The organism is Streptomyces sp. NPDC054872, assembly GCF_053610705.1.
In genome coordinates this window covers 159,699-175,171 of record NZ_JBSGYY010000015.1, presented here as the reverse complement: position 1 = coordinate 175,171, position 15,473 = coordinate 159,699, and the positions used below count along the sequence as shown (strand labels likewise).

Genomic DNA, 15,473 nt, shown 5'->3' with positions numbered 1-15,473 from the left:
GTGCAGCACCCCATGACCAGACATGACAGGAGCACTACAAGAACGATCCGCAAGTGGTACGCCGCCGTGGCCACCGCGGGCCTCGTCGGCACTCTCGTCACCGGCCTCGCGGCCCCCGGCGCGCAGGCCGCCGAGGTAGCCGTGGGCGCCACCCTGCCCTTCACCTCCGTCGAGGCGGAGAGCGCGACCACGAACGGCACCAGGGTCGGGCCCGATTACACCCAGGGCACGGTCGCCTCCGAGGCCTCGGGCCGGCAGGCGGTACGGCTCGCGGCGGGTCAGAGCGTGGAGTTCACCCTCCCCAAGGCGGCGAACGCGCTCAATGTCGCCTACAACGTCGCCGACGGCCAGTCGGGCTCGATGGCCGTGTACGTCAACGGCCAGAAGATCACCAAGACGCTCGCCGTCACGTCGAAGTACAGCTACGTCGACACCTCCTGGATCGCGGGCTCCAAGACCCACCACCTCTTCGACAACGCACGGCTGCAGCTGGGCCAGAACCTGCAGTCGGGCGACAAGGTGAAACTGGAGGCCGTCTCCACCCAGGTCACCGTCGATGTGGCCGACTTCGAGCAGGTCGCGGCGGCCTCGACCAAGCCGTCGGGCGCGATCGCGGTCACCGACAAGGGCGCCGACCCCACCGGCCAGGGCGACTCCACTCAAGCCTTCCGCGAGACCATCACCGCGGCCAAGGGCGGCACGGTCTGGATCCCGCCGGGCGAGTACAGGCTCACCCAGTCGCTCAACAACGTCGACGACGTCACGATCCGCGGCGCGGGCAACTGGCACTCGGTCGTGCGCGGTTCACGCTTCATCGACCAGTCGAACGCGCCCACCGGCAAGGTGGGCCTGCACGACTTCGCGGTGATCGGCGAGGTCACCGAGCGGGTCGACAACAACCCGGACAACTTCGTCAACGGGTCACTCGGCCCGAACTCCACCGTCTCCGGGATGTGGCTCCAGCACCTCAAGGTCGGTCTCTGGCTGACGGGCAACAACGACAACCTCGTCGTGGAGAAGAACCGCATCCTCGACATGACCGCCGACGGCCTCAACCTCAACGGCACGGCCAAGGGCGTCGACGTACGCGACAACTTCCTGCGCAACACCGGCGACGACGCCCTGGCCATGTGGTCCCTCAACTCCACCAACAGCGACTCGACCTTCGAGGGCAACACCATCTCGCAGCCCAACCTCGCCAACGGCATCGCGATCTACGGCGGCCGTGACATCACCGTCAAGGACAACCTGATCCTCGACACCAACGCCCTGGGCAGCGGCATCGCCATCTCCAACCAGAAGTTCCTCGACCCGTTCTTCCCGCTGGCAGGCACCATCACCGTCTCCGGCAACACCCTCGTACGCACCGGGGCCATGAACCCCAACTGGCAGCATCCGATGGGCGCGTTGCGCGTGGACGCCTACGACAGTGCCATCGAGGCCACGGTGAACATCACCGACACGACCATCACCGACAGCCCCTGGAGCGCGTACGAATTCGTGTCGGGCAGCGGCACCGGCAAGGCGGTGAAGAACGTGAACGTCGACCGCACGACCATCGACAAGGTGGCCACGGTCGTCGTCCAGGCCGAGACGCCCGGAGCGGTGAAGATGTCGAACGTCAAGGCCACCGGGGTCGGCGCGGCCGGCATCTACAACTGCCCCTACCCGACGGGCTCCGGCACCTTCACCCTCACCGACGGCGGCGGCAACACCGGCTGGGACAGCACCTGGGACGACTGCTCGACGTGGCCGAAGCCCGGCGGCGGCAACCCCGACCCCGACCCGGACCGCAACCTCGCCAAGAGCCGGCCTGCGACCGCGACCGGCTCCGCCGACGTCTACACGCCGGCCAAGGCGGTCGACGGTGACACGGCGACGTACTGGGAATCCACCAACAACGCCTTCCCCCAGTCACTCACGGTCGACCTCGGCAAGGCGGAACCGGTGCGCAGGGTCGTCCTGAAGTTGCCGTCGCCCGCTGCCTGGGGGGCCAGGACCCAGACCCTCTCCGTCCAGGGGAGCACCAACGGCACCGACTTCAGCACGCTGGCCGACTCGAAGGGCTACCGCTTCGACCCGGCGAGTGGCAACAAGGTGACCATCACGCTGCCCGCCTCCTCCCCTGACATCCGTCATCTGCGGCTGCGCGTCACGGCCAACACCGGCTGGCCGGCAGCGCAGTTCAGCGAGGTGGAGGCCTACCTGTCCTGACCTCCCGCGCCCGCACGTCTCGCTCGCCCCCGGCTGCGGCCGGGGGCGAGCGAACCCTTTGCTCATGCGGCCTCGGTTCTCATACGGGGCTCGGCGGCGGGCCGGGAATCGAGGATCCCGGCGGTGCAGGCGGCGAGGACACAGAACGCCACGGGCAGGAAGAAGGTGAGGTTGAGCGGGACGACGTGCGTGAGCGGCCCGATGACGGCGGGCCCGGCGAGCATGCCGAGGTAGCCGAGGCCCGCGACGCGGGAGACGTTGGCTCCCGCTGCGTCCTGATCGGCATGGCCCGCGGCGCTGAAGAGCTGCGGGATGCAGCCGGAGAGCCCGATGCCGAACAGGGTCCAGCCGATCAGGGCCAGCGGTATCCAGGGGGAAAGGGCTGCCACCGTCATGCCGACGGCTGCCGCCGACGCGCCGTGCCGGAGAACGGCCACCGATCCGTGGCGCGCGGCGACCCGGTCGGCGAGCAGCCGGCCGACGGTCATGGCCGTGGCGAAGGCACCGTAGGCCAGGGCGGCGGTGGCGGCGGGGGCATCGAGGGTGTCCCGCAGATGCAGCACGCTCCAGTCGTTGGCGACGCCCTCGCAGAGCATGAGCATCAGGGCGAGCGCCGCCAGGATCCAGATCCGCCGCGGCGTCCCGCGCCGGGCCGCCGTCTCGGTGGTGGCGGGCTGCCCGCCGGGGCGCGCCTCGGACCGCAGCAGGGCGGGCGCGGCGAGCGCGGCCACGGCGAGCCCGAACAGCGCCACCGCGCCGAGGGTCAGTGCTGGGCTCAGATCCCAGCTGAGGGTGCGGGCGCCGACCAGCGCGGCCAGCACACCGCCGATGGAGAAGGTGGCGTGGAAGGCGGACATGACGGGCCGTTCGTAGCCGCGCTCGACCTGGACGGCGTGGGCGTTCATGCTGACGTCCAGACAGCCGTTGCCGAAGCCGAGCACCAGCAGGGCCGCGCCCAGCGTCCAGGTACTCGAAGCCAGCCCCGGCAGGATGACCGCCGCGCTGCACAGTGCCGCGCTGACCGGTACGACGGTGCGGGCGCCGAAGCGGTCGGTGAACGGGCCGACCAGTTGCATGCCGGCGAAGGCTCCGGCGCCGAGGAGCAGCAGGAGCCAGCCGAGTACGGCATGGCTGATGCCGACGCGGTCCTCCACGGCCGGGATGTGGACGATCCACATCCCCATGAGGAAGCCGTTGAGGGTGAAGTAGACGAAGGTGGCCAGTCGGCCGAGACGCAGCGATCTTTCCATGCAAACGAACATAACGAACAACCCTGCTGTTCGGAAGATTGCATATCGCACATGAATCATGTTGCATAGCGGACATGGCGAGCACAGACAGACTCAGGCAGATCACCGAAGCCGTACGCGAGGCGGGCCGTATGGGCGTCGTGGAGCTGGCGGAACTGACCGGCGCCTCGGAGATGACCATCCGTCGCGACCTGGAGAGCCTCGCTGACCAAGGTGTCCTCGAGCGCTATCGCGGCGGCGCGCGAAGCCTGCTGCTGCGCGGCGAGGAACCGCCCTTCGCGCTCCGGGCCCAGGAGGGCCTGGAGACCAAGCGGCGCATCGCCGCCGAGGTCGCGGGTCTGATCGCGGACGGCGAGTCCGTCGTCGTCGACAGCGGCACCACCTGCCTGGAAGTGGCCCGCGCGCTCGACGACCGCCGTCTCACCGTGATGCCGCTGTCTCTGCACGCGGTGAATGCCCTGACCGGAGCACCCCGGCTGACGCTCCTGGTCCCCGGCGGGCGACCGCGCCCCGGTGAACTGGCCCTGACCGGCCCCCTGACCGAGGCGTCGCTGGCCGCCCTGCGCTTCGACACCGCCGTCATCGGCTGCTGCGGCCTGAACGCGACACACGGCCTGACCGCCTACGACTTGGACGACGCCGCGGTCAAACGTGCCGCGATCGCCTCGGCCCGCCGCGTCATCGCCGTCGCGGAGGCGCCCAAGCTCTCCCGCACGGCCCTCGCCTTCGTCGCGCCCGCCGCGGCCCTGCACGCCGTCGTCACCGATGAGGACGCGGAGCGGGGCGAGACCGACGCGCTGGCCGCCGCCGGTGTCACCGTTCGACGGGTGTGACCCGACGCGTACTGGAAGCTCAGACAGCCGTACGACCAGGGTGAGTTGAGCGGATCCGGCTATGGGGGACGAGTGGCTGATTTCCTCGCCCCCCGCTTCGGCGAGCGCGGGGTCGCGGGGCTCATCACCTCTTCCCCATGACGTGACAGTGGCGTCCAACTGGCCAGAACCCGGTGGGTTGTTCGGATAAACCTCGCGCCGAACAAGATCACTGTTTCGAGTGCTGCCGACGGCCTTATCGGGCAGGGCGGGCGCAACGGCCGTTAAATGGTCTCCGGATCTGGACGAAATCCCTGGGATTACGCCTCTACTTCCACTTTCGCCGGTTGGCACGCCTATGCCGGTTACCACCCCCGCGAAGGAGAGCTCGCCCGATGACCGTTGAGACCGGACCGGAAGCACGGCTGGAGCCGCCCCGGCAGACCAGCCTGGGCACCGCGGCTGCCAGGAACCTAGCCACAACGACCAAGTCCGCCCCGCAGATGCAGGAGATCACCTCCCGCTGGCTGCTGAGGATGCTCCCCTGGGTGGAGACCAAGGGCGGCGCCTATCGAGTGAACCGCCGCCTGAGTTACACCGTCGGAGACGGGCGGATCGAGTTCGTCCAGGACGGGGGCGACGTGCGCGTGATCCCCCGGGAACTCGGCGAACTGGCCCTGCTGCGCGGCTTCGACGACGTGGACGTGCTGACCGCGATCGCCGGCCGGTGCGTCCAGCGCGACTTCCGTGCCGGAGAGGTCCTCGTCGAGCGCGGCACCCCCGCCGGAGAGCTCCACCTGATCGCCCACGGCAGGATCAGCCAGAAGTCCGTGGGCAAGTACGGCGACGAGGTCGGCGTCGCCGTACTCGCCGACGGCGACCGGTTCGGCGAGAAAGCCCTTCTGGACACCGATGCCCGATGGGACTGCACCGCGACCGCCGAGACCTCCGGCACCCTGCTCACCCTGTCCCGCGACGACTTCGCCACCGTGCTGTCCACCGCGCCGAGCCTGCAAACCCACCTGGACGCGTTCAGGAGAATCCCGCAGCAACGCCAGAACAAGCACGGCGAGGCCGAGATCGCGATGTCGGCCGGCCACACCGGCGAGGTCGCACTACCCGGCGCCTTCGTCGACTACGAACTCAAGCCGCGCGAGTACGAACTCTCCGCAGCCCAGACCATCCTGCGGATCCACACCAGGGTCACCGACCTCTACAACGGCCCGATGAACCAGATGGAGGAGCAACTCCGGCTCACCATCGAGGCGCTGCGCGAGCGCCAGGAGCACGAGCTCATCAACAACCGCGAGTTCGGCCTGCTCCACAACGCCGACTTCAAGCAGCGGATCCAGCCCCACTCGGGCCCGCCGACCCCGGACGACCTCGACGAGCTGCTCTGCCGCCGCCGCGGCACCAGGCTCCTCCTCGCCCACCCCAGGACGATCGCGGCGATCGGGCGCGAGCTCAACTCCCGCGGGATCTACCCCGACCACGTCGACCTCGGCGGCCAGCAGGTCCCGGCCTGGCGCGGGGTCCCGATCCTGCCCTGCAACAAGATTCCCATCACGAAGGAACAGACGAGCTCGATCCTCGCCATGCGCGTCGGCGAGGACAACCAAGGTGTCGTCGGTCTGCACCAGACCGGACTGCCGGACGAGTACGAGCCGGGCCTGTCGGTGCGCTTCATGGGCATCAGCGAGCAGGCCATCACCTCGTACCTGGTCAGCACCTATTACTCCGCCGCCATCCTGGTGCCCAACGCCCTCGGCGTCCTGGAGAACGTGCAGATCGCCCGCAGGTCCTAGCGGAACCGCGGCACGGCCACGACAGCCCGGAACTCCCCGGGCCGGGCCCCCATGCCCTGATCCGGGAAAGCCCACCCATCTCATCAAGGAGCCACGGATGCCCGAACCCGGGTCTTCCCCTCTGCTGCCGAGCCCGCCTGCCGTCGTGGCCCGCGTCGAGGCCCCCGCCACCCAGGCAGCCGCCGTGGTGAGACAGGCGAGCCCGGCGCTGGAACGCATCCTGCGCGGCCCCAGCGGCCTGGGCACCGCGGGTCTGCACCTGGGCCGACGCGAGGAGCCGCCGACGCCGACACCTCCGGAGACCGAGGCGCCGCCGGAGCGCCTGCAGATCCCCGGCCTGTACTACCACCCCGTGCCGGAGCCGGACCCGGCGCGCGTGGCGGAAGTCAGCCGCAGGATCAAGGACTGGGCGGTGGAGGAGGTCGAGCTGTACCCCGAGGAGTGGGAGGGCGAGTTCGACGGCTTCTCCGTCGGGCGCTACATGGTCGCCTGCCACCCGGACGCCCCGACCATCGACCACCTGATGGTCGCCACCCGGCTCATGGTCGCCGAGAACGCGGTCGACGACTGCTACTGCGAGGACCACGGCGGCTCACCCGTCGGCCTCGGAGGGCGTCTCCTTCTGGCACACACGGCACTCGACCCTCTGCACGCCCCGAAGGAGTACCAACCGCAGTGGGCGGAGTCGCTGCACGCGGACGCCCCGCGGCGCGCCTACCGCTCCGCGATGGAGTACTTCGTCCAGCAGTCCACCCCCTCCCAGGCCGACCGTTTCCGACACGACATGGCCCGACTGCACCTGGGGTACCTCGCGGAGGGCGCCTGGGCCGAGACGGACCACACCCCCGAGGTGTGGGAGTACCTGGCGATGCGGCAGTTCAACAACTTCCGCCCGTGCCCCGCCATCACCGACACCATCGGGGGCTACGAACTGCCGGCGGACCTGCATGCCCGCCCCGACGTACAGCGGGTCCTGGCGCTCGCCGGCAACGCCAGCACCATCGTCAACGACCTGTACTCGTACACCAAGGAACTCGCCAGTCCAGGGCGGCACTTGAACCTGCCCGTGGTGATCGCCGACCGCGAGGGCGTCTCCGACCAGGAGGGCTACCTCAAGGCGGTCGAGGTCCACAACGACCTCATGCGTGACTTCGAGGCCGAAGCCGCCTCCGTGGCCGCGGCCTGTCCCATCCCCAGCGTGCTGCGCTTCCTGCGGGGCGTGGCCGTGTGGGTGGACGGCAACCACTACTGGCACCAGACCAACACCTACCGCTACAGCCTGCCCGATTTCTGGTAAGGACGGAATCATCTGTGACCAGCACTGAATTCTCCACCGTCAGCGGTGCCTCCGCGTTCGTCCCCGCCCCGGCGACGCCCTACCAAGACGACATCGCGCGCTACTGGAACAACGAGGCGCGGCCGGTGAACCTGCGCCTGGGTGACGTCGACGGGCTCTACCACCACCACTACGGCATCGGCGCCATCGACCACGCGGCCCTGGGAGACGCCGACGACAGCGAGCACGAGAAGAGGCTGATCGCCGAGCTCCACCGCCTGGAGTCGGCGCAGGCCGAGGTGCTCCTTGACAACCTCGGCTCACCGGGAGTCGACGGCACACTCGTGGACGCCGGCTGCGGCCGGGGCGGCTCGATGGTGATGGCCCACCAGCGCTTCGGCTGCACGGTCGAGGGCGTCACCCTGTCGGCCAAACAAGCCGACTTCGCCAATCAGCGCGCCCAGGAACTGCGGATCCAGGACCATGTGCGCGCCCGTGTGTGCAACATGCTCGACATGCCCTTCGAGACCGGACAGGCCGCGGGCTCGTGGAACAACGAGTCGAGCATGTACGTCGACCTGCACGACCTGTTCGCCGAGCACTCACGGATCCTCGAGGTGGGCGGCCGCTATGTGACCATCACCGGTTGCTGGAACCCGCGGTACGGCCAGCCCTCGAAGTGGGTCTCCCAGATCAACGCGCACTTCGAGTGCAACATCCACTCCCGTCGCGAGTATCTTCGCGCCATGGCCGACAACCGTCTCGTCCCGCAGGCCGTCATCGACCTGACGCCCGAGACCCTGCCCTACTGGGAGTTGCGGGCCACGTCTTCGCTGGTCACCGGCATCGAGGAGGCGTTCATCAACTCGTACAAGGACGGCTCGTTCCAGTACGTCCTGATCGCGGCCGACCGAGTCTGACCGGCTGTCGACAGAAGGGGCCGGGCCAGGCGGCCCGGCCCCTTCGGCGTATCAACTACGTCCTCGAGGTCGATCCCGGTGCTGCGCGGCTAGACCGATGGCACGGCCTGCCGGTAGTGGTCGAACTGCGTCACCCCGCCGTAGCCGTAGCTCTCGGGATGCAGTTCGTGCAGGGCGATCCCGCAGCGGGCGAGGGGTCCGAGGACGTCGGTCAGCAGGTGTTCGGCCCCGGTGATGAAAGCCGATTTCTGGGCGGCGCTGTTGGTGCCCAGCGTGATGCTGACCTCGACATGCGCGTCGAGGGCGCCGGTGACGGGTGCGCCGTCGACGAAGTACCGGGCGGCGGGCACCAGGTCGATGTGGACGATGGTGCGCGCACGGGACTTCTCCAGGGCCGAGACCGCGAGGTCGGTGAGCCCCTCGGCCAGCGCGCCCTGAGTCGTGACGGGAAGGCCGGCGTCGGTGACGGTGACACGGATGTACGGCATGGCTGTCCTCGGGTGGCTCGGCGGGTGCCGTCCGGAACCGGCGGCACGGAGCAAGCCTCGCCAACCTGGGACGATGGAGCCAACGCACCGAAGTCATAGCTCTATGGGGCCGCCGCATGACCGTGAATCTTCCCCAGCTGAGGGCCTTCCTGGCCGTGGTCGAAGCGGGTGGCTTCAGCGCGGCCGCCGACGAGTTGGGCATGAGCCAGTCCGCGGTCTCGCACGCCGTCGCCTCCCTCGAACGCGAGTTGACGGCTCCGCTGCTGGTCCGCGCCGCGCCGGTGCGGACCACGGCGCTGGGCGAGCGGATCCTGCCGCACGCCCGCACCGCCCTGGCGGCGGCTCGCTCCGTGGAACAGGTCGCGGCCGAAGCCGCGCAGACGATGACCGGCACCGTGCGGCTGGCCTGCACGCCGACGGTCTGCCGGGGACTGATGCCGGGCCTGCTCCGGCACTGGGCCGATGACCAGCCGAGGGTGACGGTCAAGGCCTTCGAGGGCGACAGCGCGGAAGTGACCACCTGGCTGGCGGACGGCGTGGCCGACGCGGCCATCCTCATCGACCCGCCACCCGGGCCGGGCATTCACCTGGCCGAGGACCACTACCGTGCCGTACTGCCCCGGGATCACCCCTTGGCGGGCGAACCGAGCGTGGAAATAGGGGAGTTGGCGGACGATCGGTTCCTGATCTCGCCCGACAACTGCGAGACCCGCATTCGCACCATCCACACCCGGGCCGGACTGCCCTTCGCGCCCACCCATCGAGTGCGTGACCTGACGACGTTGATCAGCATGGTGCAGGCGGGCATCGGTGTGACCGTCCTGTCCGAGGTCTCCCGCCCTCTGCTCCCCGCCGACCTGGCCCTGCTGCCGGTCAGGCCCGCGGTGTCCCGCAGTCTCGTACTGACCGGACCGTGTGCCCGTCCCTGGCACCCGGCGATCCGCACGCTGGCTGAGTCAGCCGCCGCGCACCTGGCGCGGTCTCACTTCTGAGCGCTCTCCATGTCGTCGTGGTGGTGGCGCAACCTGATGCTGACCATGCCCGCGGTGAACAGCACGCTGCCCGCCGCGGTCAGCGGTATGGACACCACCAGAGCCGCCAGCGGCTGCGGCCAGCTGCGGTCGGAGGCACATTGCCGTGCGTCCGTGTGGGCGTAGTCGGAGTCCTCGTAGTAGAGGTCCCTGGGTTCGGCGTTGACCGGGGCGGGGCAGTCCACGTCGTTGTACGTGGAGTCGTACGACGTGAAGAGCTGCCATGCGGCGTAGAGCCAGAGCAGCAGGGCGCAGGCCAGCAGCCCGGCTCCCCAACCCTGCAGCCGGGTGGCCCGTGCCCGGAAGTTCTGTTCGACCGCCAGGGGGTGCACGTGCGTCTCCTCGAGTTCGTCCGGGCAGAGAAAAGCCCCGGTCCCTGACGGGGGACCGGGGCTGTCGCGAGCGCTGGGCAGGCCTTGCACCTGCATTTCCCCACAGGAAGTGGGGCGTCTTTCCTTGGACGACCAACGCGAGGCCCACGGGCCGGAGTTCCGGCCGTTGGCGCAAGATCGACTGTAGCGCATGGGGCGGGCTCGGCGCACATCGCGACCGCGCCCCCCGGCGAGGGGATCGGTCACTGCACACCGTGCGGCCGGAACTGGATGCTGATGCGACCACCGGCGGCCCGGGCCGACTTGGGGATGGCATGCTCCCAAGTCCGCTGGCAGGAGCCGCCCATCACGATCAGATCGCCGTGCCCGAGCGGCCGTCGGACGATGTCGCCACCTCGGCGCGGACGGAGCAGCAGGTCGCGGGGTGCCCCCACGGAGAGGATGGCGACCATCGTGTCCTCCCGGGCGCCCCGGCCGATGCGGTCGCCGTGCCAGGCCACACTGTCGCGCCCGTCGCGGTAGTGGCACAGGCCGGCGGTCGTGAAGGCCTCGCCGAGCTCGGCGGCGTAGTGCTCGGAAAGAGCGTCGCGGGCCTCGTCGAGCACGGCGTGGGGGAGTGGCCGGCCGGCGCGGTAGAAGGCGAGCAGGCGGGGGACGTCCACGACCCGCTCGTACATCTGGCGGCGCTCGGCCTTCCACGGGACGTCCGCCGCCAGCCGTTCGAACAGGACGTCGGCGCCCCCGAGCCAGCCCGGCAGGAGGTCTATCCACGCTCCGTCACCGAGGACGGTCCGGCGTATTCCGTCCAGTGAGCCCAGGCGGACGTCGTCGCCCTGATCGAAGAGGGATCCCTGGAGCTGGTGCGTTGCCATGCGGCCAGTGTACCCATTGATTCGAACGTTCGAGCTAATTCAGCGGGAGCGTGACCCGGTGAGCAGGCGATAGATGATCAGGACGACCACGGAACCGAGGATGGCGGCGATCCAGGTCGACAGGTGGAAGAACCCGTTGATCGAGTGAACGCCGAAGATCACCTTGCCCAACCAGCCGCCGAGCAGCCCTCCCACGATGCCGATCAGCATCGTCACCAGACAGCCCCCCGGGTCCTTGCCGGGGGTGAGGGCCTTGGCGATGGCCCCTGCGATCAGACCGATCAGGATCCAGGCGATGATGCCCACGAGCATGGTCCTTTCTCTTGTGCACCTTGGTGTACGTGTCGCGGCAAGTGCTGTGCCGTCTGATACTGGGACCAATGTCCATCCGCGGACATCGCACTCGGGACCAAGGTCATCAACCATGGGACAAAGGTCATTCCTCTGCCAGCCGACCGGGTGAAGGCAGCCCGGTCGACGCCTGGTCGCCGCCCGGACGCAGCCCGGTCCACTCAGGAGATGTGAAGAGAGCGTTGCAGCCTCTCCATACCTTCGGGGTCGTGGGCATGTCAGTCAGGGGCAGGCGAGAAGAGAAGCCGCGAGGAGGACGCTGACGATGCTAGTTGTCGCTCTTTTGCTCCTGCCGGTCATGGGACTCCTGATCATCGCCATGGACCGCATCGAGGACCGTCTGAACGAGGAAGCGGGGCGGAGAACCGATCGGCGCGTACGCCACCTGCGCCTCGTCCACGGGCAAGGCCGCGCGGGACGTCATCGGGCGCCCGCCGCCGAGCGTCACGGCGACGCGGCCTGAGACCGGCCCGACGCATCACGAAGGGTGCCGCGCACGCTGCTCAGCAGCGTGCGCGGCACCCTTTTCCCGTCCATGGCCCCGCGGCGGCTAGTGCGCCGTCTTCTCGGCGAGCTTCTGGAATTCACCCAGGTCGTAGTTGGCCAGGGTGGAGTCGAGATTGGTGAGAGCGCCGAGGTGTTCGACGAAGCCCTTGGGGTCGTACTCGATCTGGAGCGTCACCCGGCTCGTGGTGTCGCCGAGCCGGTGAAACGTCACCACACCCGCGTGGTTCACCCCTTCGACGGTGCGCCAGGCGATCCGCTTCTCGGGCACCACTTCGGTGAGCTCGGCCACGAAGTTCTTCTCCGCGCCGGGCAGCTCCAACTGCCATGCGAAGCGTCGCTCGTCCATCGGCTCGACCAGCCGTACATGGCTGAGGAAGGAGGGCCAGCGGGCCACGTCGCTCCACAGCTGCCAGGCGACGGAAACCGGCGCCCGGACATCGACGGACTCGAGCAGGGACGCGGACATACGCACCTCTTTCTGAACGGAGAACGGCCACGGGAAACGCCGGGCCGGTGAGGCATGGAGCTCCGGTACCCCTCAGGGGGCGGGCCATGCGAAGGCGTCACTCGATTGCGCGGGGGTCACGCCTTCTGGGCCGATGCGGCAAGCTTCTGCAGGTCGACGGTCTCGCCGGGCGCGGGCGCCTCGGGGCTGACCGACTTGCCGTAGTCGCTGAAGGTGGCGGTGTTGGGGTCCTTGCCGCCCGTCGACGTCGAACGCAGGATGTACGGCTTGCCCTCGGTGGCCACGTACAGCGTGAGGGTCTCACCGCCGGAGGTCTTCTTCGTCAGCCGGATCGCCTCGGTTCCGTCGACGTCCGTCGTCGAACCCTTCTTCATTCCCTTGCGTTCCGACTTGTTCTTGTCCATGGAAGCCATGAGCGCGTTCTTGTCGCACAGGCTCTTCGTCGTCTGGTCGTCGGCCGGTGCCTTCACCCACTTGTCGGCAATCTTCGGCACGATCTTGTCGCCACCGGCCTGGCCCTTGAGGGCGGTCCGCCAGTACTTCTCGTCGCCCCGCAGGTAGAACGTCCCCTCGGCGTTCCGTACGTCCGCCGAGGTGCCGTCCGCCTTGATGCTGCCGTCACAGTTCTTGTTGTTGTCGACGGACAGATCGACGGTCATCGTGGAACCCGCCGACTGCTGCACGGTCCCCTTCATGTGCATCGAGTCGGCCTGCTCGGTGGCCTTGACCGCGTCGGCCGCGGTCTGGTCGGCGCTCTTGCCCGCGAAGGGTTTGTCGCCCGGTGCCGAGTCCGAGCCCGAGTCGTCGCCGCATGCCGACAGGGCCACTAACGCCGCCCCGGTGACCACGGCCGCCATCCTTCTGCTGCCCTTCACCACGTCTGCTCCTTCCCGAGGACGCACCCGCGCCCTGTGCTCTGGCCCGCGGCCGGAGGGGCCGCGGAACACCCGGTTACCCCATGGCTCGGAGAGATCACCGGAAGGTCGATCTCCACTTTCGGCGGGACGCGAGCGCCGCGCGCCCGGGGCCCGTGCGGCTTATGGTGACCGAGCGGCGTACGGAGACAGCCATGACCTCAGCCAAGAAGTCACACTTCGATCCGGAACAGCTCCTGCACCTGACCGGCATGGGCAGTTTCGACTGGGACCTGGACAGCGGTGAGCTCGGACTCGACGCCGGTGCGCTCGTGCTGCTCGACCTGCGGCCCGACGAGTTCCACGGCTCGGTGACCTCCCTGCAGGGGCGCGTGCCTCCCGAGGAGATGGTGCGGATCACCTTCGCCGTCACGGAGGCGACCACCGAGGGGGAAGACCTCTACGGCGTCTACTTCCGCGTCCGCCACCGCGACGGCTCCCTGCACCTCAGTCACGCCCGTGGACGCATCCTGCGCGACGACGCGGGCCGGGCCGTGCGCGCCGTCGGAGTCCTGCGGACGGCCGCGGACGACGGGACCCAGCTCGCCGCCACCGATCCCAGGGAGGAGCGCCGTCAGGGCATCGCCCTGATGGTCCAGGGCACCACGCAGGCCCTCTCCCGGGCCGTGACGGTCGACGACGTGGTGGCCGTGCTCTCCGGCGCGAGTGGCCTCGACCGGTTCGCCGCCGACGGCCTGGTCCTCGGTCTTGTCGAGGGGGAGAACCTGAAGATGGTCGCCCTGGTGGGCCAGACGATGCAGGCCCTCGACGAACTCAAGCTGCACAAGGTCGACGAATCGCTGCCGCTGGCCGAGGCCGTCCTGACACGGCAGCCCCGCTTCGTGGGTTCCCTGCCCGACCTCGGGCAGCGCTTCACCCGCCTCAGGCCCTACATCGAGGACATGAAGCTCGACTCGGCGGCCTTCCTGCCCCTGGTGGCGCAGGACCGAGCCATCGGCGGCCTCGCCCTCTTCTACCGCGGCCGCAAGGAATTCACCGACGCGGACCGCAACCTCTGCATCGGCCTCTCCGGCATCGTCGCCCAGTCCCTGCAGCGCGCCATGCTGTTCGACGAGGAACGGGACCTCGCCAAGAGCCTGCAGGCCACGATGCTGCCGCGCGAGGTCCCCGACGTCGCGGACTCCGAGGTCGCCGTCCGCTATCACGCCGCCTGGGGCGGGCGTGACGTCGGAGGCGACTTCTACGACGTCATCACCCTGCCCCGCGGGCGTATCGGCGTGGTCGTCGGCGACGTACAGGGACATGACACCCACGCCGCGGCCATCATGGGGCAGCTCCGCATCGCGCTGCGGGCGTTCGCGGGTGAGGGGCACGCGCCCGCGACGGTGCTCTCGCGCGCCTCCCGCTTCCTGGCCGAACTGGACACCGAGCGCTTCGCCACGTGCACCTACGCCCAGTTCGACCCCGCCACCGGCATCCTGCGCGCGGTGCGGGCCGGGCATCTGCCGCCTCTCGTGCGGCATGTCGACGGCCGCGTGGGCGTGCCACGCGTACCGGGCGGCCTTCCGCTGGGCCTCGCCACCGAGTTCGGCATGGAGGACTACCCCGAGGTGCGGCTCGACCTGGTGCCCGGCGAGACGATGGTCCTGTGCACGGACGGGCTGGTGGAGGACGCCGGCCTCGATCTCGACACCGGGATCCAGAACCTCGCCGAGGTCCTTTCCGCCGGCCCCGAGGGCGCGGAGGATCTCGCGGACCACCTCTCGCGCGCGCTGTGGAAGAGATGGGGCAGCAGTGACGACGTGGCGCTCCTGGTCCTGCGCCGGCTCCCCGACCCCGGGACGCTCCAGGAGCCGCGCATCCACCGGTACGTCCACCAGGCCGACCCGGAAGGGCTCGCCGACGCGCGTGCGGCGCTGCGGGAACACCTCGCGTCGTGGGGCCTCGGAGCGGTCGCGGACGACGTCGAGGTGGCGGCCGGTGAACTCCTCGTCAATGCCCTGGTCCACACCGACGGGGGCGCCATCCTCACCCTGGAGGTCCTCACGGGGCCGCCCCGCCGTGTCCGTCTCTGGGTGAAGGACCGCTCCAGCACCCGGCCCCACATGAGGTCTCCGGTGGAGACCGCCACCTCCGGCCGTGGCCTGCTCCTGGTGGAGGCGGTCGCCACGCGCTGGGGCATCGAGCCTCGGGGCGAGGGCAAGGCGGTCTGGTGCGAGTTCGCGGTACCGCCGGACTGAAAGCACGCAAGGGCCCGTCGGCGGCCCTCACGGG

The 15,473-nt window shown here is 69.4% G+C and carries 15 protein-coding genes; 8 read left to right on the top strand and 7 right to left on the bottom strand.

From position 1 onward, the window contains the following. Positions 1 to 12 precede the first annotated feature (12 nt). Positions 13 to 2,214, top strand: coding sequence for a discoidin domain-containing protein (locus ACWGIH_RS20690; protein ID WP_453450734.1), 2,202 nt, complete (start codon positions 13 to 15; stop codon positions 2,212 to 2,214). A gap of 62 nt (positions 2,215 to 2,276) precedes the next feature. Here the strand turns inward: ACWGIH_RS20690 and ACWGIH_RS20685 are convergent, their stop codons facing one another. Next, complete coding sequence (locus ACWGIH_RS20685; RefSeq protein ID WP_453450735.1) at positions 2,277 to 3,464, bottom strand: MFS transporter; 1,188 nt, start codon at positions 3,462 to 3,464, stop codon at positions 2,277 to 2,279. A gap of 74 nt (positions 3,465 to 3,538) precedes the next feature. Here ACWGIH_RS20685 and ACWGIH_RS20680 point away from each other — a divergent pair, with 74 nt between their 5' ends. The 4 genes from ACWGIH_RS20680 (at position 3,539) to ACWGIH_RS20665 (ending at position 8,277) form a co-directional block, all read left to right on the top strand. Then, entirely contained in the window at positions 3,539 to 4,297 is a 759-nt protein-coding gene (locus ACWGIH_RS20680; protein WP_453450736.1) for a DeoR/GlpR family DNA-binding transcription regulator, read from the top strand. Between the two features lie 374 nt (positions 4,298 to 4,671). Then, complete coding sequence (locus ACWGIH_RS20675) at positions 4,672 to 6,081, top strand: family 2B encapsulin nanocompartment shell protein (RefSeq protein WP_453450737.1); 1,410 nt, start codon at positions 4,672 to 4,674, stop codon at positions 6,079 to 6,081. 82 nt (positions 6,082 to 6,163) lie between these two features. Further along, complete coding sequence (locus ACWGIH_RS20670; protein WP_453450748.1) at positions 6,164 to 7,378, top strand: family 2 encapsulin nanocompartment cargo protein terpene cyclase; 1,215 nt, start codon at positions 6,164 to 6,166, stop codon at positions 7,376 to 7,378. 14 nt (positions 7,379 to 7,392) lie between these two features. After that, entirely contained in the window at positions 7,393 to 8,277 is an 885-nt protein-coding gene (locus ACWGIH_RS20665) for a geranyl diphosphate 2-C-methyltransferase (RefSeq protein ID WP_453450738.1), read from the top strand. An 89-nt stretch (positions 8,278 to 8,366) separates the two neighbouring features. Here ACWGIH_RS20665 and ACWGIH_RS20660 read toward each other — a convergent pair whose 3' ends face one another. Further along, positions 8,367 to 8,765 carry a tautomerase family protein gene (locus ACWGIH_RS20660; protein ID WP_453450739.1) on the bottom strand — a complete coding sequence of 133 codons (399 nt, stop codon included), beginning with the start codon at positions 8,763 to 8,765 and terminating at the stop codon, positions 8,367 to 8,369. A gap of 116 nt (positions 8,766 to 8,881) precedes the next feature. Between ACWGIH_RS20660 and ACWGIH_RS20655 the strand changes: the two genes are divergently transcribed. Then, positions 8,882 to 9,757 (top strand): LysR family transcriptional regulator, encoded by an 876-nt coding sequence (locus ACWGIH_RS20655; protein ID WP_453450740.1) that lies wholly within the window; start codon positions 8,882 to 8,884, stop codon positions 9,755 to 9,757. On the opposite strand, the gene ACWGIH_RS20650 is transcribed toward ACWGIH_RS20655, so the two are convergent. From ACWGIH_RS20650 to ACWGIH_RS20640, 3 genes are all read right to left on the bottom strand, one after another. After that, complete coding sequence (locus tag ACWGIH_RS20650; protein ID WP_453450741.1) at positions 9,748 to 10,128, bottom strand: hypothetical protein; 381 nt, start codon at positions 10,126 to 10,128, stop codon at positions 9,748 to 9,750. The two genes, ACWGIH_RS20655 and ACWGIH_RS20650, sit on opposite strands and share 10 nt — an antisense overlap. 242 nt (positions 10,129 to 10,370) lie before the next feature. Beyond that, on the bottom strand, positions 10,371 to 11,000 hold the full coding sequence (locus tag ACWGIH_RS20645; protein WP_453450742.1) for an alpha-ketoglutarate-dependent dioxygenase AlkB: 630 nt from the start codon (positions 10,998 to 11,000) through the stop codon (positions 10,371 to 10,373). A 39-nt stretch (positions 11,001 to 11,039) separates the two neighbouring features. Then, positions 11,040 to 11,306 (bottom strand): GlsB/YeaQ/YmgE family stress response membrane protein, encoded by a 267-nt coding sequence (locus ACWGIH_RS20640; RefSeq protein WP_453450749.1) that lies wholly within the window; start codon positions 11,304 to 11,306, stop codon positions 11,040 to 11,042. 310 nt (positions 11,307 to 11,616) lie between these two features. Here ACWGIH_RS20640 and ACWGIH_RS20635 point away from each other — a divergent pair, with 310 nt between their 5' ends. After that, a complete protein-coding gene (locus ACWGIH_RS20635) occupies positions 11,617 to 11,814 on the top strand; it encodes a hypothetical protein (protein ID WP_453450743.1) in 198 nt (65 codons plus the stop codon). An 87-nt stretch (positions 11,815 to 11,901) separates the two neighbouring features. On the opposite strand, the gene ACWGIH_RS20630 is transcribed toward ACWGIH_RS20635, so the two are convergent. Together ACWGIH_RS20630 and ACWGIH_RS20625 are read right to left on the bottom strand one after the other, a co-directional pair. Then, complete coding sequence (locus tag ACWGIH_RS20630) at positions 11,902 to 12,324, bottom strand: SRPBCC family protein (RefSeq protein ID WP_453445709.1); 423 nt, start codon at positions 12,322 to 12,324, stop codon at positions 11,902 to 11,904. 116 nt (positions 12,325 to 12,440) lie between these two features. Continuing rightward, positions 12,441 to 13,202 (bottom strand): hypothetical protein, encoded by a 762-nt coding sequence (locus ACWGIH_RS20625; protein WP_453445708.1) that lies wholly within the window; start codon positions 13,200 to 13,202, stop codon positions 12,441 to 12,443. A gap of 191 nt (positions 13,203 to 13,393) precedes the next feature. On the opposite strand from ACWGIH_RS20625, the gene ACWGIH_RS20620 reads away from it, so the two are divergent. Beyond that, a complete protein-coding gene (locus ACWGIH_RS20620; RefSeq protein WP_453445707.1) occupies positions 13,394 to 15,439 on the top strand; it encodes a SpoIIE family protein phosphatase in 2,046 nt (681 codons plus the stop codon). Positions 15,440 to 15,473: the final 34 nt, after the last annotated feature.